This is a genomic window from Hydrogenophaga sp. RAC07 (assembly GCF_001713375.1).
Classification (GTDB): domain Bacteria; phylum Pseudomonadota; class Gammaproteobacteria; order Burkholderiales; family Burkholderiaceae_C; genus Hydrogenophaga.
The window spans coordinates 4,625,282-4,643,465 of the sequence record NZ_CP016449.1; the positions used below are offsets into that span (position 1 = coordinate 4,625,282).

The 18,184-nt window shown below is 61.1% G+C and carries 22 protein-coding genes and 1 pseudogene; 8 read left to right on the plus strand and 15 right to left on the minus strand.

What is annotated here, in order from left to right; all coding sequences use genetic code 11:
• Window positions 1–216: 216 nt before the first annotated feature.
• The 5 genes and pseudogenes from BSY239_RS21675 to BSY239_RS21690 all read right to left on the minus strand — a co-directional run bounded on the left by BSY239_RS21675 (window position 217) and on the right by BSY239_RS21690 (window position 3,356).
• Window positions 217–621: an OmpA family protein gene (locus BSY239_RS21675; RefSeq protein ID WP_269465945.1), complete on the minus strand. Its 405-nt coding sequence runs from the start codon at window positions 619–621 to the stop codon at window positions 217–219.
• Between the two features lie 190 nt (window positions 622–811).
• A pseudogene (locus BSY239_RS22930) lies at window positions 812–1,024 on the minus strand (IS110 family transposase); the annotation flags it as partial.
• A complete protein-coding gene (locus BSY239_RS23115) occupies window positions 1,014–1,310 on the minus strand; it encodes an integrase core domain-containing protein (protein ID WP_083240118.1) in 297 nt (98 codons plus the stop codon). The pseudogene BSY239_RS22930 and the gene BSY239_RS23115, both read right to left, overlap by 11 nt.
• A gap of 31 nt (window positions 1,311–1,341) precedes the next feature.
• Window positions 1,342–1,755: a response regulator gene (locus BSY239_RS21685; RefSeq protein WP_069048635.1), complete on the minus strand. Its 414-nt coding sequence runs from the start codon at window positions 1,753–1,755 to the stop codon at window positions 1,342–1,344.
• Entirely contained in the window at window positions 1,752–3,356 is a 1,605-nt protein-coding gene (locus tag BSY239_RS21690) for a GAF domain-containing sensor histidine kinase (protein WP_069048636.1), read from the minus strand. The genes BSY239_RS21685 and BSY239_RS21690 overlap by 4 nt, the downstream gene beginning before the upstream one ends.
• A gap of 678 nt (window positions 3,357–4,034) precedes the next feature.
• Here BSY239_RS21690 and BSY239_RS21695 point away from each other — a divergent pair.
• From BSY239_RS21695 to BSY239_RS23120, 4 genes are all read left to right on the plus strand, one after another.
• A complete protein-coding gene (locus BSY239_RS21695; RefSeq protein ID WP_083240121.1) occupies window positions 4,035–7,085 on the plus strand; it encodes a transglycosylase domain-containing protein in 3,051 nt (1,016 codons plus the stop codon).
• 258 nt (window positions 7,086–7,343) lie between these two features.
• Window positions 7,344–7,535 (plus strand): hypothetical protein, encoded by a 192-nt coding sequence (locus tag BSY239_RS22550; RefSeq protein WP_156775561.1) that lies wholly within the window; start codon window positions 7,344–7,346, stop codon window positions 7,533–7,535.
• Window positions 7,536–7,688: 153 nt separating this feature from the next.
• The gene (locus tag BSY239_RS22555) at window positions 7,689–8,069 is read left to right on the plus strand and encodes a hypothetical protein (RefSeq protein WP_156775562.1); all 381 of its coding nucleotides are present in this window, start codon (window positions 7,689–7,691) and stop codon (window positions 8,067–8,069) included.
• Between the two features lie 175 nt (window positions 8,070–8,244).
• A complete protein-coding gene (locus BSY239_RS23120; RefSeq protein WP_083240122.1) occupies window positions 8,245–8,619 on the plus strand; it encodes an FMN-binding negative transcriptional regulator in 375 nt (124 codons plus the stop codon).
• Window positions 8,620–8,674: 55 nt separating this feature from the next.
• On the opposite strand, the gene tnpC is transcribed toward BSY239_RS23120, so the two are convergent.
• The 10 genes from tnpC to BSY239_RS21745 all read right to left on the minus strand — a co-directional run bounded on the left by tnpC (window position 8,675) and on the right by BSY239_RS21745 (window position 14,746).
• The gene (gene tnpC / locus BSY239_RS21705) at window positions 8,675–9,925 is read right to left on the minus strand and encodes an IS66 family transposase (RefSeq protein ID WP_156775630.1); all 1,251 of its coding nucleotides are present in this window, start codon (window positions 9,923–9,925) and stop codon (window positions 8,675–8,677) included.
• 76 nt (window positions 9,926–10,001) lie between these two features.
• Window positions 10,002–10,334, minus strand: coding sequence for an IS66 family insertion sequence element accessory protein TnpB (gene tnpB / locus BSY239_RS21710; RefSeq protein ID WP_069048638.1), 333 nt, complete (start codon window positions 10,332–10,334; stop codon window positions 10,002–10,004).
• Window positions 10,331–10,726 (minus strand): IS66-like element accessory protein TnpA, encoded by a 396-nt coding sequence (gene tnpA, locus BSY239_RS21715; protein WP_069048639.1) that lies wholly within the window; start codon window positions 10,724–10,726, stop codon window positions 10,331–10,333. Before tnpA ends, tnpB begins: the two co-directional genes overlap by 4 nt.
• Before the next feature lie 79 nt (window positions 10,727–10,805).
• Window positions 10,806–11,243, minus strand: coding sequence for a hypothetical protein (locus tag BSY239_RS21720; protein ID WP_156775563.1), 438 nt, complete (start codon window positions 11,241–11,243; stop codon window positions 10,806–10,808).
• A gap of 166 nt (window positions 11,244–11,409) precedes the next feature.
• Window positions 11,410–12,345 (minus strand): hypothetical protein, encoded by a 936-nt coding sequence (locus BSY239_RS21725; protein WP_069048641.1) that lies wholly within the window; start codon window positions 12,343–12,345, stop codon window positions 11,410–11,412.
• A 193-nt stretch (window positions 12,346–12,538) separates the two neighbouring features.
• Window positions 12,539–12,760: a GDCCVxC domain-containing (seleno)protein gene (locus tag BSY239_RS22935; RefSeq protein WP_083240124.1), complete on the minus strand. Its 222-nt coding sequence runs from the start codon at window positions 12,758–12,760 to the stop codon at window positions 12,539–12,541.
• Window positions 12,757–13,038, minus strand: coding sequence for a mercury resistance system periplasmic binding protein MerP (gene merP, locus BSY239_RS21730; protein WP_069048642.1), 282 nt, complete (start codon window positions 13,036–13,038; stop codon window positions 12,757–12,759). Before merP ends, BSY239_RS22935 begins: the two co-directional genes overlap by 4 nt.
• 7 nt (window positions 13,039–13,045) lie before the next feature.
• The gene (locus BSY239_RS21735) at window positions 13,046–13,417 is read right to left on the minus strand and encodes a mercuric transporter MerT family protein (RefSeq protein ID WP_069048643.1); all 372 of its coding nucleotides are present in this window, start codon (window positions 13,415–13,417) and stop codon (window positions 13,046–13,048) included.
• Window positions 13,418–13,494: 77 nt separating this feature from the next.
• Window positions 13,495–13,923: an Hg(II)-responsive transcriptional regulator gene (merR, locus tag BSY239_RS21740; protein WP_069048644.1), complete on the minus strand. Its 429-nt coding sequence runs from the start codon at window positions 13,921–13,923 to the stop codon at window positions 13,495–13,497.
• Between the two features lie 607 nt (window positions 13,924–14,530).
• A complete protein-coding gene (locus BSY239_RS21745; protein ID WP_069048645.1) occupies window positions 14,531–14,746 on the minus strand; it encodes a helix-turn-helix domain-containing protein in 216 nt (71 codons plus the stop codon).
• Between the two features lie 150 nt (window positions 14,747–14,896).
• Here BSY239_RS21745 and BSY239_RS22940 point away from each other — a divergent pair, with 150 nt between their 5' ends.
• The 4 genes from BSY239_RS22940 (at window position 14,897) to BSY239_RS21765 (ending at window position 18,120) form a co-directional block, all read left to right on the plus strand.
• Window positions 14,897–15,157, plus strand: a complete 261-nt coding sequence (locus BSY239_RS22940; RefSeq protein ID WP_069048646.1) for a hypothetical protein — start codon at window positions 14,897–14,899, stop codon at window positions 15,155–15,157.
• A gap of 43 nt (window positions 15,158–15,200) precedes the next feature.
• On the plus strand, window positions 15,201–16,673 hold the full coding sequence (locus BSY239_RS21755) for a tyrosine-type recombinase/integrase (RefSeq protein WP_236944221.1): 1,473 nt from the start codon (window positions 15,201–15,203) through the stop codon (window positions 16,671–16,673).
• Between the two features lie 149 nt (window positions 16,674–16,822).
• Window positions 16,823–17,185, plus strand: coding sequence for a hypothetical protein (locus BSY239_RS21760; RefSeq protein WP_156775564.1), 363 nt, complete (start codon window positions 16,823–16,825; stop codon window positions 17,183–17,185).
• 137 nt (window positions 17,186–17,322) lie between these two features.
• Window positions 17,323–18,120 carry a hypothetical protein gene (locus tag BSY239_RS21765; protein WP_069048648.1) on the plus strand — a complete coding sequence of 266 codons (798 nt, stop codon included), beginning with the start codon at window positions 17,323–17,325 and terminating at the stop codon, window positions 18,118–18,120.
• The last annotated feature ends 64 nt before the right edge of the window (window positions 18,121–18,184 follow it).

Here is an 18,184-nt window from a genome sequence, read left to right on the forward strand (position 1 = left end):
AGCAGCCGCTGCGCTGGGCAATAGCGTCATGTACCCATAATCCACGAATTGAATGTTGCCCGCCACCATATATTGTGGATACCCCATTCGAACAAGCCCAAGCTCTCGAATCGCCTGTGCGGCCCGGTATGTCCAGTTGTGGATCGGGGGGGGTGTTCCAGATTGAACCGTCCCATGGCAGATTGACGGCTCCAACAGGGCAACTGGGCAGTTTGTTCAGCGTGTGCCGATCACTTCCACGTCGACGCGGCGATCGGGCTGCAGGCAGGCAGTCCACGAGCGCGGTGATGCGCTGGATGCCCTTACAGTCTTACGGTCTTGCAGGCGCGTCACCGGCTGAGTGTCGCCCTTGCCGACAGCCGAGATCTTCGCTCCATCCAGGCGAGCGGAAGTCACGAGGTGATTTTTCACCGCCGCGGCGCGCTGTTCCGGCTGTTTCTGGTTGTAAGCGTTCGAGCCCAGGCGGTCGGTGTGTCCCTCCACACGGATCGAGTCAAACGTGGCGCCCGCCAGATCGCGGGCAAACTTGTCGAGCGCCATCCGACCTTCAGGCTTCACGGTGTCCGCGTCAAAGCCGAACAACGATTCGGCAGAAAGGCTCACGCGCTTGGGCGGGATCACCGCAGGGGCAACTGGCGCCGGTGGGGGGCCTGAACGACGATGGGAGCCGGCGCCGGTGGCGCGACCATAACCATGGACTCTGGCGCCGCGGCACGCTGAATCGGTTGGGGCGTCGGCCCCCGAACCGGTACACCAAGCCCACCGACACCATGTCGATGTCGCCCTTGTTGCCGATGGCGTCGTTCCAGCAGTAGGGCTTGACGAACTGCGGAGCCATCAGGCGCACGGTGTGCCCCATTGCCTGCAGCGTGCGGGCCCAGTGGTGATCGCTACCGCAAACCTCCATGCCCGGCAAACACGGAGGCTCGTTGACGAAGAATGTCGCCATCTGGTCCCGGCGCAGCTGCTTCTTCACGAGCACCTGATCTTGCCCCCGTAGTTCCAGACACGGCCTATACGCAATGTAGCGTCGGTTGATCAGGTTGAGCGTGGCGTGACTGCTCAACCAGTTGCCGCCTGAACTCGCACGGCGATTTCATCCTCAAGCTCGAGTGTGGGTGGACCTCATTGAAGTGCTCGAACGCCGCTGGCAGCTGCGTCAGGACAGTTCGGGCATCTCTTGACGCGCAGTTCAGCGCAGTAGAAGCCGCCGACTTCGTTGACTGTTTGCCCACTATGCTGTTTGACGAAGCGTTGAACTCCAAGTTTGCCGACAGGTCGGCTCTTCTCAAAAACCAAACGACCCACAAGGTTCGCCCGCTGCATCAGCTACCCGGTGGGTCAATTCGACGGTGCATCGGAACTTTGTTCATTCGATTGAAAGAGCAACGTTCCTGCTACGGCGGCAGTCAGAGGTTTCACCAAGAATCCAGCGATCAGCGGAATTCTTTTGGCCTCATTAACATCATCGGACCAGTTCGAAGAGCTGAGCATGAAGAGGCTGAAGAGTGCGCGCGGCTTGAGGCGCTCCGCAAGCGTTCGGGCCACTTCAAATCCGTTGATCTGCGACATGTTGATGTCCAGCAGGACACAAGTGGGCACCGAGATCTGGTCCTGCAACAAATAAGCCAGAGCTTCTGCAGGTTGCTCAAAAACAAGCAATTCACCGTTGAAGCCGGCTTTCTCCAGAGCGATACTGTGAAAGAAGTTGTCGGTCTCGTTGTCATCGATGAGCAGTACACGTTCGAATTTCACGGAAGATCCCCCTGCGGCAGTAAAAAGGTCTGCCGAGGCCAACCCTCTGGTGTCTTGTCCTCTTGCAGCCATCCGCCGTGCAATGAAGCAATGTGCCGCGCAATCGCCAGCGACAGCGGCAACCCCCTGGCGCTCACGGCCTTTGCGTCCAAGTGGGTGCCTTGCTCAGTCACTAGGGAACTCTGCGGCATCAAGATGCTTCGATCGGTGATGGACAGCCGAGCCGTGGCGTTGTCGAAATCCAAGCTCAATTCCATGTTTGCAGGTCTCGCAGCAGTGCACCGCAGAAGATACTCGATCGCACACCGCAAACCCAGTTCGAATGCGTTCGCGTCCACTACCAGCTCTCCCCCGACATTCAGATTCAGCTGGGCCTGTCGCTGCGCAATCGGGTCTTTCAGCAGCTCCATACTTTGCAGAACCATCGCTCGGACCGAGTGGCGACGTTTATCCAGCCCGTGTGCTTCCAGTTCTCCGAGCAGCCACATGTCTTCCAGCAATCGAGCCAAGCGCTTTCCGGCAAGGGCGATGTAGCCCAGACACCGTTCCTCCAAGGGTTCCAGCTTGCCGTCGAGCTGCTCAATCAACATGGGCGTGGCGTTGTTGATGGCATTCACCGGCTCCTTGAGGTCGTGCGAGACAGCCTGCAAGAATCTGTCTCGCGCAGCTCGACGCCTGTCCATCCCCGCCACGTGCTCGCGCAGTTCATCGGCTTGCTGGGTCAATTCGGTGATGTCACGGGATTGTTCGACCACGCCCCGCACCTCACCATCTTCGCCGCGCGCCGGGATGAGACGTACCTCCATGCGGCGCAGCCCTACGCCTGGGTAATCCTGGGCCAGGCTGAGCCGGGCCTCCTGTCCAGCGAGCGCTTGATCGATTCCGGCCTTGATGACATCCTCATAGACCCGACGCCCGACCAGTTGAACGACGTGTGTGTCTATCAGGCTCGCGCGCGGTCGGCCCCAGTGAGTCTCGTAGGCTGGATTGACATACTGGAACCGGTGCTGCGAATCGATGAAGGAGCACATATCGCGCCCCTCATCGAGAACGCTCTTGATGGTCCAGACGTCCTTTTGTGCCGATTTCGGAATCGGGCTCAATTTGCGCTGGCTGGGCCCATCATTCTCGATCAGATTCATCGCTAGATCGGCCAAGTTCTGCAGTTGACGCATTTGCTGCGGCAGGAGCTCACGTTGTCGGCCATCCAACACGCACACAGCGCCTAGAACATGACCATCTGACGTCGTGATCGGTGCGCCTGCGTAGAAGCGGATCACACCGCTGGATACGAGAGGGAAGTCCGAAAAGCGCGGGTCCTGTGGGGCATTGCTGACCACAAACACCCTCTTGGAGTCCATGATCGTGTGCGCACAGATGGCTTCGCTGCGTGGGGTCTCGGTGAGCGTCACACCGTGGCGCGACTTGAACCATTGGCGGTCAGCGTCGATCAATGAAATCAGCCCCATGGGCGTGTCGCAGATGTTGGCGGCGAGTTCGGTGATGTCGTCGTACAGCTTCTGCGGTGGCGTATCCAGAACCTGAAAATCCCGAAGCGCTGCTAGGCGTTGCACTTCGTTCTGAGGGGTTGGGAAGGACATGTGAACTCCTACGGGCAATCTACTACCGATTGAGGAAGTACGCTTGGAATTTGAGCGCCACGCCGCATGGCGAGGAAAGTTTTGCCAACTCTGGCACGGAAAAATCAATAAAGACTCTAGGTTCCACTTGCGGTGTTCATGCCCTCTTTCAGGTTGTTTCCTGCGCGTGCGGAGGTGAGCAGGTTGAGCCGCGGCCTTGCGGTGGAGATCAGCGATGTGTTGCGTCCTCATCTCCGCAGCCAGGTCGGTCTGTTCCCGCAAAGTTGACGTGCAGGAAGGCCCCCATCTCCAGCGCGCGCTGCTTGATGCCCACGATCGTGGCTGACGGTGATCGATTGGCCACACATCCTGTTCAGTGATCAGCTCGGCTACGTCAACACCAAGGACGCCGGATTGGTGTCTGCGTCATGTAGATCAAAATTAAGTGAGGTGCTGTCTTTGTCGTCGAAGCCCTTAGGCAGGCCGTTCTGTGATCGCTTTCTCGTTGCTCTGTTGCCGGTCGGTTCCCAGTCGCCACCCGTCCATGCCATGCGTGACACAGGACCTGCACAGGGACAAGATGGTGACCACCGAGTACCAATGTGCGGCACCATTTGGACCGGCATCGGCTGCCTTCTCGATACTTCGCCGGCATGCGTACAGGATCTCTCGGGGTGCTTTTCAGCAATGGGGCACACAATGTTCGATCAACGCATCGGGGAGAAACTGCACACGGCACGCATCGGCGACTCACCGGGGTACCAGGCTCCGACCGGCTTTCGCCTGCCGTGGCAGTTGGTCCTGCTGATCGTCTGCGCGGTCGCCGCGATGCTGTTGCGGCGCGAGATCCAGACCTCTTACTGGCAGGCACGCGAACTCAGCGGCTACGCCGACACCCTGAGACACCACGTCGCCCCCGGTCCCGCAGACCACATCCGGTTCCCGGTGCAAGGCCCGTTCGACGAGCGCATGGGCTACGCCGGCATTCCCACCTTCACCACACGCCTGCAGGAGCGCGGCTTCGAGATCGCGGAGCAGTCGCGCCAGGACGACGCCCTGCGGTCCCACCTGGAGCGCGGCTGGTTTGCCCCCTACGCGGAGAAGACCCACACGGGCCTGACGGTGCTCGATTGCAGCCGCGAATCGCTGCACGCCTTTCGCTATCCCTACCGGCGCTTCGAGAGCTTCGAGAGCGTGCCGCCGGTGGTGGTGCAGGCCCTTCTCTTCATCGAAAACCGCGATCTGCTCGACCCCGAACGCCCGCAAATGAACCCGGCGGTGGACTGGGTGCGCTTCACGCGCGCGGTGCTCGCGCAGCTGGGCAGCCACATCGATTCCGACATCGACACGCATGGCGGCAGCACGCTGGCCACGCAGATCGAGAAGTACCGCCATTCGCCCGGCGGCATCACGCACGACGCGCGCGAGAAGCTGCGGCAGATGGTCTCGGCCTCGGTGCGGGCCTATCAGCAAAGCGCCGACACGCTGCCAACGCGCCGCCAGCTGGTGCTGGACTACCTGAACACGGTGCCGCTGTCAGCCGCGCCGCGCCACGGCGAAGTGCACGGCCTGGGCGATGGCCTGTGGGTGTGGTTCGGCACCGACTTCGAGGGAGCAATGGTCGCACTCTCGGGCTCCGGCGCCGAGGCGCAAGATCCAGCGGCCCGGGCCCTGGCATTGCGCCAGGCGGTGGCGCTGATGATCGCCCACCGCCGGCCCTCGTGGTATCTGGCGCAAGGCCGCCAGGACCTCGACCGCGCCACCGACGCCCACCTGCGACTGCTGACGGAGGCGGGCATCATCGATGCCGCCTGGCGCGACGCCGCCCTGCGGCAGACGCTGGTGTTTCGCGACATGGTGAAGAACCCGCCGCGGCAACCCTTCCCCGCGAGCAAGGGCGCGACCGCCGTGCGCACCAAACTGGCCGGCCTGCTCGGCACTTCGCTCCACAGCCTGGACCGGCTCGACGCCCAGGCCAGCACCACGCTGAACGGAAAGCTGCAGGAAGCGGTCAGCGCCTACCTCGGGCGCCTGACCGATCCGGCCTTCGCCAGCTCGCAGGGACTGATGGGCGAGCGCCTGCTGCAACCTGACATCCTGGGCGGGGTGCGCTACAGCTTCACCCTGCTGGAAAGCACACCGCAGGGCAACCTGGTCCGGGTGCAGACCGACACCACCCAGCAGCCGCTGGACATCAACGAAGGCAGCAAGCTGGAGCTGGGCTCCACCGCCAAGCTGCGCGTGCTGGCGACCTACCTCGAACTGGTGGCCGAGCTGCACGGCCGACTGGCTCTGCTGGAGCCCGCAGCGCTGAAGGCCACCGAAGTCAGCCCGCAGGACAGCCTGAGCCGCTGGGCAGTGCAATACCTGTCGGGCCCGAACGACCGCAGCCTGGGAGCGATGCTGGAAGCCGCGATGGAACGGCGTTTTTCTGCCAGCCCGCACCAACAGTTCTTCACCGGGGGCGGCCTGCACAGCTTCCACAACTTCAACCGCAAGGACGACACGCGCCAACCCACGCTGCGCGAGTCCATGCAGGCCTCCATCAACCTGCCCTTCGTGCGCCTGCTGCAGGAGATCGTGCACCACACCATCTACCAGGGACCCGGCGGCACCGCGCGGCTGCTGGAGGACAACCTCGATCCGCGCCGCCAAGCCTACCTGGCCCTGTTCGCCGACCGCGAAGGCCAGGCCTTCCTGCGCCGCTTCTGGCGCAAGACCGACAACCGCACCCCGGCGGAACTGCGCGCCATGCTGCTCGACGGCCTGCGCCCCGGCGCAGACCGGCTGACCGCGGTGTTCCGCTACCTGGAGCCCACGGCGTCGCCCGAAGCCTTGGCCGCCTTCCTGTCGGCGCGCCTGGGCGACAAGGCGCCCACGGAGCCCCGTGTGGCCGAGTTGCACGCGCGCTTCGCGCTCGAAGCCTTCGACCTGCCGGACCGCGGTTATGTCGCCCGCGTGCACCCGCTGGAACTCTGGCTGGTGGCCTACCGCCTGCAGCACCCGCGCGCCACGCTCGGCGAAGCGATCGCCGCCAGCGCCACCGAACGCCAGGCGGTCTACCGGTGGCTGTTCCGCACGCGCGCCAAGAATGCGCAGGACGCGCGCATTCACACCATGCTGGAGGTGGAGGCCTTCCTGGAAATCCACCGCCGCTGGGCCCGCCTGGGCTACCCCTTCGGCCACCTGGTGCCTTCGCTAGCCACGGCGCTGGGCAGTTCCGGGGACCGGCCCGCCGCGCTGGCCGAGTTGATGGGCATCGTCGTCAATGGTGGTATCCGCCGGCCCACGCACCGCATTTCAGACCTGCGTTTCGCGCAGGGCACGCCCTGGGAAACCGCGCTGCGGCCCACGCCGTTGGTGGGTGAACGGGTCATGGCGCCCGAAGTGGCACAGACCTTGAAGAAGGCCTTGTCGGAGGTGGTGGAAGCGGGCACGGCCCGGCGGCTCGCCGGCAGCTTCCAGTCCGCCTCGGGGGACGACCTGTCGCCCGGCGGCAAGACCGGCACCGGCGACAACCGCGTTGTGGTGAACGGGCGCGGCGGCCTGGCCCTGAACCGCACCGCCACTTTCGTGTTCTACCTGGGGCCGCGGCACTTCGGCAGCGTGACCGCCTACGTGGTGGGATCGAACGCGGCCGACCACCGCTTCACCTCTGGTCTGCCGGTGCAGCTCCTGCGCTCGATGGCGCCGGTGCTGATGGCCCACCTCGAGGGCGGGCCCGGGAGCGGTTGTCCACGCGAGCCGTGATGCGCCAAGGTTGCCCTCGCGCCAGCAAGCCTTCCCAGCCCGTTTTTGAGTGGTCTGGCCTGAGCCGAGCTGCGTATGGGCTGTGTTTGATTCTCAGTCATCAACCAGCATCAGTCAGTGAGCCATTGAATGATGCTGTATGCAAAAGAGGTCGAAAGAATGCATGAAGTGGAGGCGCACCGACTTAAAAGCCATTCTTCTTCTGGGCTATTTACTGACACTCAGCTGGGCCCGACGTGAGTACCAAAAAGTCCTTCCATGCGTGACAAAATCCACCGTCGTTTCTGGCGCTGTGCCGTGGTTGAAGAGCATGGCGTTGAAGTCAAACGTGGCTTCCCAGTGATCACCCATATCAACCTGACCCACCAGGTCGAACGAGTCGCTGAGCACAGCGTCCACCGCCTCACCCGTTTGATACTGCCGACCCATGAAAGCACGTTCATCACCTAGGGTCGAGCTCCACTTGTTTCGCAAGGCTTCTTGTATACACATTCAAACCACCACCCACAGACGGGGCCCGTTACATCTCCTACGCAGCAGACATGCATGTAAATGGGTTTGTGCTGCAGACTGAAGCCCTGTTCAACTGCAAAGGAGTCACACATGACTGTCCGTTCGAAGATGACGTTTCCCGCCGCCGTGTTGATGGCCACCGCACTTTCTTGGGGATTCAACGCCCAGGCCGCAGGATTGGGTATTGGCACGGGCGTTGGCGTCGATGCCAATGTCGGCACGAACACTGGCATTGCCGATGTCCGACTGGGAACACACAGTGGAATCTCAAGCGATGTTCGAGCTCGCGCCATGACGGGCGTCAACGGGCGATCGGACGCTCGATACCAAAATGAGGGCCGAAGCGGCGCTGCCCTGTCAGCAGTATCTGACGCGAAGGCTGAAGGTGCTGCTTCGGTGGGCTCACAAGTCAGGGGCGCGGTGTCTGTCGATGGACAGGTCCGCTCACAAATACGAGGCACGGCGAACTGACCGGTTTTTCATCAACCCATGAAGAACGCCCCGAAAGGGGCGCTCTTCATGGGTCAAATGCTTTGTGAACTCATCAGCCCACTGCGGGCATCCTGCGGGCAGGAAACACTACTTTGCTCTCACGTCAAGACGGTGAGAACTCGCATCAGAAGAGGGCTGGTGAGCTGGACCGTACATCTCCCCGCGTTGGTACGTCAATGGACAATCCAAGCGCAGAAACGCGCCGAGTTGGAACTACGTTGCAGTTCAGGCCTGCGGAACGCTCCGCTTTGTTGAAGGCACTGATTGGATGACAGCACATCTTTCCAGGTTAACGGCCACTCACGAAGACAGACTTCCCCAACCATGGTCAACCGCTGATGCATCGCCTGAGTTCCTCGCCCAGATGAAAAATCATCTCGTCGGCTTTGAGATCGAAATACGGGATTTGGTGGGCAAGAAGTTTCTCTCGCAACAACGCACCGAGGCAGACCGATCAAGTCTTGTAAGCAATTTGATGCTCGACCCGGCCCCTGGTTCGAGGGCAATCGCTTCCCTTATCAAGCCATAGGCTGCCTGCAACTGGTTTTGTTGATGCCCTTCCCACGCCCGAGGCGGATCGGGCTTCAGGCTGCCCGCGACTTGCGTTGCCAATGGTGCGGAAGAAGTTCGGCGATGCGGCTGTTCGGCTGGGTCGGCAGGCGCCTGAGCACATCGTCAATGTATGCCCAAGGGTCGTGTCCGCTCATGCGCGCCGACTGGATCAAACTCATCACCGCTGCCGCCCGCTGGCCCGCGCGCAGGCTGCCAGCGAACAGCCAGTTGTTGCGGCCGATGGCGATGGGCCGGATCTGGTTCTCAATCCAGTTGTTGTCTACGGGCAGTTGCCCATCATCGGCGAACCGAATGAGTGCTGCCCAGCGCTTGAGGCTGTAGTCCAGCGCCTTGGCTGTGGCCGATCCGTCGGGAACCTTGCGCCGCTGCAGCGTCATCCATTCGTGCAGGGCGTCCAAGAGCGGCTTCGCTCTCTCCCGCCGGACTGCCAGACGCTGCTCGGCGCTGAGCTCCTTGACCTCCCGCTCGATCTCATAAATGCGGGCCATCTGCTCCAGCGCGATTTGGGCGATCTGGCTCTGGTTGGCCGCTTGCAGATCGAAGAACTTGCGACGCGCGTGCGCCAGGCAGCCCACCTCGGTGACGCCGGCCGCCAGAAGCGCTTTGTACCCGCTGAAGTCATCGCACACCAAGCTGCCCTTCCAGTCACCCAGGAAAGTGCGAGCGTGCTCGCCAGCGCGGCTCTCGCAAAAGTCGTAGACCACCGCCTTCGTCATCTCGAAGGCTCCCGTGGCATATGCCCAGAGGTAGGCCCGGTGTGTCTTGCCATTGCCCGGTTTGAGCATGGCCACCGGCGTCTCGTCGGCATGCAGCACGCGGTGCTGCAGCAACTCGACCCTCAGGGCATCGACCATCTGGCAGCCGCAGGCGCAGGTGGTGGACTCGGGTTCGTGGCGGATCTCGCGCCGCGGCAGATTGGCCGGCAGCAGTGCGCGTTTGGGGACTTGCTTGTCTTGGCAGCCAGCCACTGGCTGCGTCGCGTGCTCGATCTCATCGGCCACTGCCTGCAGGTCTTCGTCCAACGATTCATCGAGCAGGCTCTTCCGCTCGGTGCTGAAGCGCTCCGACTGCGCCGCGAACTTCATGCGCTTGAGCAGCGCGTTCTCGTGCGTGAGCTTGTCGATCAGGGCCTGCTTGAAGACGACCTCCTGGCCCTGGCGTGCGATCACGCCGTCTCGCTCGGCCAGCTCCCCCATCAATGAAAGCAGAGCCGCGCGCATCTGCTGCGGCTCCAAGGTGTCCAGGTAGTCTGTGGTGATCACGGGAGAAGATGATGCGACGAGCATCACCCTCGCGCATCGGTGCAAGCTCTGATTGCCTGGCCAGCGACCGGAGCACTCAAAGCACGGTGATGATTCCAGCCTCGCCGACGTTCTTCCACGGCGGGCCCAGCACGAGCGCATCGAACTGCGCTCGGCTGAGTGTGGCGGTGGTGGTGGCATCGCGAGGCCAGACGAACTTGCCGCTGTTCAGGCGCCGGGCCGCCAGCCAGACACCGATGCCGTCGTGCACCAGTACCTTCATGCGGTTGGCCCGTCGATTGGCGAACAGGTAAGCGTGGTGTGGGCGCGCCGCGCCAAAAACAGCCACTACGCGGGCAAGCGCTGTCTCGGTGCCAGCTCGCATGTCCAGCGGCTCGGTGGAGAGCCACAGTGCATCGATGCGGATCATCGGAGCCAATCGCGCAGCCAGGCTGCACAGGACGCTGCATCTTCCAGCGGCCAGTTCACGGTGACCACGCTGGCACTGCGCCGAATCTCAACGTGAATCGCACGCGCCACGGGCGGCGAGCTGTTCTCGGTTGCTGGGACCTGTTCAACTGGTGGAGGCAGATTCAGCGCAACGAACTCGTTCCGGGGCGCTGGCAGCAGGGCGGCCCCTTGCTCGCGCATCCAGCGGTGAACGATGTTGGCGTTGATTCCGTGTGCGAGTGCCACGCCGGCAACCGACGCGCCGGAGTCCTGGCATTCGGCCACGATCTGAGCTTTGAGTTCTGGGGAGTAATAGCGCCGCTTGGGGCGCTGGGCGATCGTGTCGTTCGCCATGGTGTGCATGATCTTCATCGTGCACACGATGCCTCGACGCTGGGTCTATCTCAAGATGGGATTGCCGGACGCATACGCTGGACCGTACCGGCACGTGCTATCTAATGTTGATGGTGCCGCGGATGGTCACACCAGGCTCAATGACGACTGCAGGCGGGTAGACATACACCGGCTCGGATTCCACATAAATCGGGCCACGTGCAGAAGAGCGCTGATAGCCCTTGCACTTGCGCTCTTCCTTGTAGTCGCCGTCCCTTTGCAACTCTCGCTTCACCCTGCAGTTCCCATCTCGGAACTCTTCCTTGAACTCTGATCGCACATCGCTCCGGTAGTAACCGCCTTTGCAATCGATTTTTTCCTCGAACTCACCGTCTTTGTCTTGTTTGCGTTCGACTTTACAGTTGCCATCTCTGTACTGGTGCTTGTATTCCGAACCCGACCGGTACCTGCGGTTATCCCCATCGTCATCCGCCAAGGCACCAAATGACAGCGGGCATGCTGTCAACACTACAGCAATGATTCGATTCAAGTTCATAAAGAATTCTTGGCCAGTTCGGACTTTTGAGCTGTGAAGAATTGTTCTGTCAGATTCGAGCCAACCTCGAGAACCGCGCCTGATTGTTGCCACGCTAGTCAGGTGACGTGCACCCTTTGACGAGTTGATAGGCCTGCAGCAAGTCAGTCCGAGAGGTCTCACACCGCTACGCAACACGCATCAGCACACTCAGTTCGTCAGCAACATACGAATTGTGAGTGGCGACCATCATGTCTGCAAATGGCAAGCGCCCATCCCAACCCGGGAGAGACTCGACGTAGGATCGCAGGCCGTTGAACTGCACTCGCCAACTGCCATTGACAGTTTCTGCGTCGTGACGGCACTCCCTGTACAGGTCCTCCAGGCCTTTTCCTGACAAGGACAGCACGAGCCCAGCCAAGGTAAATGGCTTACCCAAGCCATTGCGCCTGAAACTCAGCGCTTCAACAATGGCCTGCAGAGCCTGTTCACCTTGTGGATTTTCTTTAACAAGATGGGCGCTGGCGTTCAGGCGTTGCACCTGGTTCTGTATCTCGGCGCAGATGTCGACCGCGTCCACCTCCTCGCGCAGCATGCTGAGAAGCGGGTTGCCGTGGTTTGGAGCTGCTGACATGTTCGCCGTTTTAGGACTGCTCAGGCTCAGACGAACTTGAATGAATCGCAAGATGGACATCAAGTCCAGCATTCTCCGGCTATCCCAGAGCTGAGAAATCGATGGCTCATCGAGCCTGGTCAGGAGAATGTTGATCTGAGAGAAGTCATGCGCAAGGCCCGCTGACACAAAATCTTCCTGAGTGAGCCGTTGTCGTGTAAGTCTGTACTGCCCTGCGCGCATGCCTGATTTGTTCAAAAGTTTTGGCAGGCAGTTTGCGACGTTACGACCCAACGCTAGCAACTCTGCACCTGGCTCTCCCCACCCGGGCATACCCATCCACGACGCGCAGACCTCATCCAACAACCCTTCGAGGAGCTGTGACCTGCCGAGCAAGGCTCCGTGCTGCCCCCGCATCTCATCGGCCTCGCTTCGCAATGCGTAGAAGGCTACAGCAAAGCCTCCTGCCGCAACGGTGAGAACCAGGAAGGCAAAGGCGTGCAGGCCCATAGAAGAGTCAGTCCTGGGGGTCGTTGGTGAACGAGAGGGTGGTCTGATCTCGATGACAGGACCGCACGCACGCGCGCGTATTGGCAGGGGGTTTCCAAGAATTGCCAGGCCCTGGGTTGTAGAAGTCTGTCCCGGACATGGAAGCCGCATGCCACAAATTTCGCGCAAACTCAAATGATGCTGGTTGCTGATATCAGCCGCAGCAGCCTTTGGACCCGCTCGCCTGTACCGGGGGACACGCAACGGTGCCGTAGGAGCAGTAGACGCAGCAGTCGCCGGCCTTTGGCTTTAGCACTGCGCCGCACCCCTCGCAGTCATAGAACCACTGACACGCATCCGTGGGCATGGTCTCGACCTTCGCGTGTCCGCAGCTTGGGCAGGTCAACACGGAGATCAGTTCCGGCTGCGCTGTCACTTGGCCACCTTCACGGGTGTCGATGGGAAGCCGGCGTTTTCAGTGGCCCTCGAAAGGGTCGCCACATCTACCTTGGTGTCGTCGTACACCACAGTCGTCTGCCGCTTGGCGAGGTCGCTCTTAATGGAGGCGACGCCAGGCACCTTTGATAGCGCGGCCTTGATCGTCACGGGGCAAGACGCGCAGCTCATTGTGGGTACAGACAAGGTGACGGTCTGGGTGTCGGCGAAAGCAGGACCAGCTGCGAAGAGCGCGATAAGAAAGAGTGCAGTTTTCATGTAAACCTCAATAGAACAGTGGGGCGACAAGAGGAAATCCAAGAACGACGAGGAGGAGGATCACCCCCATCACGAAAACAGCTTTCTGGGCATGCTTGCCCTCTGGCGTGGCACAGGCGCGATCGTCCTCGCACACAGGTGCGCGCCAAATCTTGCGCCAGGCCATGAAGAGGGCCAGAACGGCTATCGTAAGGAAGATGGGCTGGTACAGCTCGAAGGCAGCGAGCTGTCCTATCCAGGCGCCTGACACGCCAATTAAGACCAGTACCAGTGGGGCAACGCAGCAAAGAGAGGCCAGAAAGGCGGCAAAGATCGCTGCCCCAAGTACAGGTGATGCGGAGCTCGTAGCTCCCTGTGTCGGCGGTTTCTCGGTTTTCATGCTGCCAAGACTAAGGCCGTACTAGGCTACGGAGTCAAGGCCATTGGCTCGGGATGGTCACTCCAGCGGACCTGGGCTCATTCAGAGCTACTGGTTTCGGTCGGTGCATGAAAGGAAGCGATCAGGGGGCAAGCCACTTTGCCCCGACCAACGCGGCAAGCCTTCACCAGGCCGGACAGAGCCAATTCCATGCGCGCCAACTCCGCTAACTTCCTTCGGATCTCGACAAGTTTCGCTTCTGCAAGGGCGCTTGCCTGCTTGCATTGGGCACCATCCTCAAGCCTCAGAAGCTCCCCGACTTCATCCAAGCTGAACCCCACACTCTGCGCGGACTTGATAAAGCGCAGCCTTTCAACGTCGGCAGCGCCATAGCGGCGGATGCTCCCGGCCTGCCGCGGTGGCTCGGACAGCAGCGTCTTGCGCTGATAGAACCTGATCGTTTCCACATTGACGCCGGCAAGGGCACCAAACTCGCCAATGGTCAGGTGATCGTTGTGCAGGTTCATTCGATGCTCCGTAGTTAGCTACGGTTCCAGCGTAGCGCAGTCCAAGCTGCGAGCCCTGCTGATCGATGCTCGGCGCTGCGGTTTGTCTGCGGTGTCCATGCACCTCCGGCTGAGCGAATAGAGACAAGCCAATGTCGAACTCGCTGAACGCCGCTACAAGTGGTTCTTCGAGGGACTCATGGATCGCCGTCACTCTCTGGCCGCACTGCGCTCCAACGTCTGCAGCACCCTCACGAGCTGACACTCAACTCCTTAAATTGCCTGGTCCTGGATGACCGAAATGCGGCAACGACTGCGGGCTCAGCTTTCCAATCACAAAGTCGGCTGTCGCTGCACAACTGCCATCCAGCACGAATTTTGAAGTGCAAAACGAGCTGGAAGATCCAGTTCCTCAACTCGGGGCTTGGCCAAAACGCGGACTGCGTTGTATTCCAGAAGGACGACCTAGTTCGGCTTCACGAACGACAAAGCCTCTCCCAGTTGGCGACGCACCATAGCTGTGTGAAAGGCAACGCGTCAGCATGCGTTGGTGACTTCGAGGATCCTTCTAGGTCGCCAAGGTCCTGAGCACCTTCCTGTCGGAGGCCAGGTGAGCTCGGATCCTTGATCAGGTCTGATCGGAGCTGCTCGTTCGCTCGAGCAACTCCGGTAAATCGATGCCGAAGTAGTCACACAGCTTGTCCAGCACGTCGATCTCCACTCGTTCAGCTGTCTCGTAATACAGCCGCGTCAGAGTGCCGCGATTGATTCCGGTATCCCTGGCAACGTCGGCGATCTTGAGCTTTCGCTCCCCGAGCAGTCGGGCGAAGTGACATCGGATCATGACCTTGTTTTGTAGAAAATGATCTTCTGAAGACCAAAAAGACTTGTGGCGGCGTAAAAATCAGATACACTGACCTGTAGGAGATCAAAAAGACCTGGTTTTTTGCAAACTGGTCTCCCAGTGTAACTGTTCATTGAAAGGACATCCACCATGCAAGTCGCTATCCCTGAAGCTGGCCCTCAAACATATCTGACGACCGCGGAGTTGTCGGCCTTGATCAAATATGACTCGAGGACGATCCGAGATCGCCTGAAGGACAGTGTGTTGATCGAGGGTCGTCATTACATCCGCCCCTTCGGAGGCCGCAAGACGCTTTACATCTGGGAGCACATCCAAGAGGACATGGCGCGCTACTCGCACATGTCGAGCTCTCCCATTCCAATGACCAACGGAGGAGCGCTCCGTGGGTAGTATTCGCCGCCGCTCAGAATCTGGGCTCCTGTTCCTGGACTTCGTGCTTCAGGGCCAGCGGATGCGCGAGCAGACTGCATTGCCTGATACCCCGGTCAACCGCAAGCGCCTCCACAAGGCCCTTGAACGCATCGAAGGCGACATCGCCCTCGGCACCTTCGACTACCAGAAGACCTTCGGCAAGCCTCTGCCATCGGGTCAGCCGGTGGCCGAAGCCGCTGCAGAAGAAGGCAAGTCAGAACTGCAGCGCAACCCCATGTCACGCACCGGCACACCTACCTTCAAGGAGTTCGCCGACATGTGGTTCTCGGAGTCGGAAGTCTCCTGGCGCCGCAGCTACAAGGTCACGCAGCGTGGGTCGATCGACCAGTACCTCATCCCTTACTTCGGGGAGAAGGAGGTCGGCCAGATCACCAAGGCAGACGTACTGGCATTTCGGGCAACACTCGCCAAAGTAACCACCCGAAAATCCCAGAGCACATTGTCCAACCGTCGCATCAACTCCGTGATGAAGCCGTTGCGCCAGATCCTCAACGAAGCAGCCGACCGCCTCGAGTTTACTTCCGCGTTCCGCAACATCAAGCCGCTGAAGATGAAGCGCAGCGACGTGATGCCGTTCACCCTGGACGAGGTGCAGCAGATCCTCACCACTGTGCGGGCGGACTACCGCCAGTACTTCACGGTGCGCTTCTTCACTGGCATGAGAACGGGTGAAGCCCACGGCCTCAAGTGGAAGTACATCGACTTTGAGCGCCGTCTGATCCTGGTGCGCGAGGCCATCGTGCTCAAGGAAGAGGACGAGCTCAAGACCGACGGCAGTGTGCGCGACATCCAGATGAACGATCTGGTGTTCGATGCGCTGCAGGCGCAGTTCAAGGTGACGGGCAAGACCTCCGAGTTCGTCTTCTGCAACCGCAACGGCACGCCCATCGACAACCAGAATTTTCTGAACCGGGTGTGGTCACCGCTCTTGCGCCACCTGGACATCCCGCACCGCCGGGCCTACCAGATGCGCCACACCGCGGCCACCTTGTGGCTGGCCTCGGGCGAAGCACCGGAGTGGATCGCGCGCCAGCTCGGCCACACCAGCACCGAGATGCTGTTTCGGGTCTACAGCCGCTACGTGCCCAACCTGACGCGGCGCGACGGCTCGGCCATGGAGCGCCTGCTCAAGCAGCACATCTCGGTGGCACCGGTGCAGGGGAGCGTTATCCGCTTGTCCGAAGAAGCTCAGACATTGGAACTGGTGGAGCACCAATATGCGAAAGCCTTTCAACCCATCGAGAGTGCCGCGTCTGCGGGGGTGGACTACGCAAGTGCACAGTGCACCCGTACTGCGTCGCATCAGCACGCAGACGACACGGCAACGGGTGACCCGCACAGCAAAGAGCAACCCGTTGAGGTCTTGTTCCCCCGCTCAGCTGCGCGCCGAAAGAACACGACCAAGGCGCAACCACTGAGCCCGCTGTCCTTCTTGCGCTCGGCGACCTCCGCCGAACGTTCTCCGCAGGACTAGCAAACCCACAAGCAGATACCCCACCTGCCGCAGCCCGAACGTTCGCTCGGGACAGCAGGAAGGGCGGAGCTTTGCCCAAACCTTTTCAGACGTCGACGTCTTCACCCTCATTCGCGATGCCTGCGGGCATCCACCTCAAGGATCACACCATGCACATTCGCACCCTCATTTTCTCGAGCAAACCTCCGTTGACCCGTGTCAACGGCAAGCCTCGTCTGATCTGGCGAAAGCACCCCGCGCCCAAGACCCGCCGCTTGATTCCTGGGCGCGTACACCACGTGTCCACCTTCGCCTTTGTCGCACTCGAGGCGGCCACTAAAAACCTCAAACCGTCAGAGCGCGCAGCCCTGGTGGACTGGTTCAGTAGGGAGCGCATTCAGGTGGCCATGGACCACAAGGGCCACCACTTCAACGTGACCCTGCGCTCGACCGTCCTGATCGACCGCAAGGACGTCCACACCGAGCAGAAGACCGCCTCGGGCGATCCGCAAGACCCCTCTGGCCGAGAGTGAAGCCTTCGCAAGTGGTCTCGGCCGTCTGATCCCGCTTGTTCCTCGGTGCAGCAAGCCGCATCCGTGCACCGAGGTCTCACCGCCACATCAATCACCACCCGATCCGAATCGCATTCCCACACATCTCAGGATTTCAAATGAACAAACCCACCCGCAACCGCATCGTCACCACCTCCTTCAACCAAGCCGAGTTCGCCGCGTTCATGAAGAACTCCCCCAGAGAGGTGACATCGCAGCGCCTGAGCCTGGGCCGCCTGTTCGACCCGAACTGGGCCAACGCCGACTTGTGTGCCTCGGTGCATGCGCAGTTGCCCCTGCACATGCCACCAATGCTGATCGAATTCATCAAGACTGCGCTTAGCGACGCAACGGTACGCCGTGCGTACCTCCAGCCGCGTCTGCATGCGAGCCAGCTGGAGCTGCTCACGCCGTGGAAGGGCGCCTTGGACGCAGGCGTTCGTGCCTACCTCTCGCCCATGCTGTCACCGGGCGAAGCAGACATGGCATTCACTGCTGCGTTTGTGGCGCCCATCTCCCGCTTCACCGTGCTGCTTCCCGTCGCCGAGTCGGGCGGTGCGGAGCAGGGCGCGCAGGGCGGTGCGAAACATCGCGTTGACCAAGGTATTGACCAAGGCGCTGATGAAAGCACCGATGACGGCCGGGAGGATGATCGTCCAGTGGTGCTGCCGGCGGATCCGAACACCCTGCGTGTTGACCTGCTGCACGACGCGTTGCGCCAGCTCGCCCGCCGCAGCACCGGCATGGCCGACACCATCAGCGCCGTGCTGAATCTGGACCGTGCCGCCTTTGAGGTGGATCCCGAGCAGGTGGCGCGTCTTACTGGGGTTGTGGCGCTGGCTGTCACCCCGTTGCACAACCTCTGGCCCGTTACCGTCCAGGAGCGCGCGCTGTCGGTCAAGTACCTGCGTCCCTGAATCGCAGGGCAGGACCCGGCCGCCAGACCTTCAAAAAATCCTCGCGCCGCGCCCTTGACACAGA

Coding starts and splice junctions, on each gene's coding strand:
- BSY239_RS21720 (WP_156775563.1), bottom strand. CDS start 11,243: ATGAACTTGAATCGAATCATTGCTGTAGTGTTGACAGCATGCCCGCTG.
- BSY239_RS21745 (WP_069048645.1), bottom strand. CDS start 14,746: ATGATCCGATGTCACTTCGCCCGACTGCTCGGGGAGCGAAAGCTCAAG.
- BSY239_RS21735 (WP_069048643.1), bottom strand. CDS start 13,417: ATGAAAACCGAGAAACCGCCGACACAGGGAGCTACGAGCTCCGCATCA.
- BSY239_RS21690 (WP_069048636.1), bottom strand. CDS start 3,356: ATGTCCTTCCCAACCCCTCAGAACGAAGTGCAACGCCTAGCAGCGCTT.
- BSY239_RS22940 (WP_069048646.1), top strand. CDS start 14,897: ATGCAAGTCGCTATCCCTGAAGCTGGCCCTCAAACATATCTGACGACC.
- BSY239_RS22555 (WP_156775562.1), top strand. CDS start 7,689: ATGACTGTCCGTTCGAAGATGACGTTTCCCGCCGCCGTGTTGATGGCC.
- BSY239_RS21760 (WP_156775564.1), top strand. CDS start 16,823: ATGCACATTCGCACCCTCATTTTCTCGAGCAAACCTCCGTTGACCCGT.
- BSY239_RS22550 (WP_156775561.1), top strand. CDS start 7,344: ATGCGTGACAAAATCCACCGTCGTTTCTGGCGCTGTGCCGTGGTTGAA.
- tnpB (WP_069048638.1), bottom strand. CDS start 10,334: ATGATCCGCATCGATGCACTGTGGCTCTCCACCGAGCCGCTGGACATG.
- tnpA (WP_069048639.1), bottom strand. CDS start 10,726: ATGAAGATCATGCACACCATGGCGAACGACACGATCGCCCAGCGCCCC.
- merP (WP_069048642.1), bottom strand. CDS start 13,038: ATGAAAACTGCACTCTTTCTTATCGCGCTCTTCGCAGCTGGTCCTGCT.
- BSY239_RS21765 (WP_069048648.1), top strand. CDS start 17,323: ATGAACAAACCCACCCGCAACCGCATCGTCACCACCTCCTTCAACCAA.
- merR (WP_069048644.1), bottom strand. CDS start 13,923: ATGAACCTGCACAACGATCACCTGACCATTGGCGAGTTTGGTGCCCTT.
- BSY239_RS21725 (WP_069048641.1), bottom strand. CDS start 12,345: ATGGGCCTGCACGCCTTTGCCTTCCTGGTTCTCACCGTTGCGGCAGGA.
- BSY239_RS21695 (WP_083240121.1), top strand. CDS start 4,035: ATGTTCGATCAACGCATCGGGGAGAAACTGCACACGGCACGCATCGGC.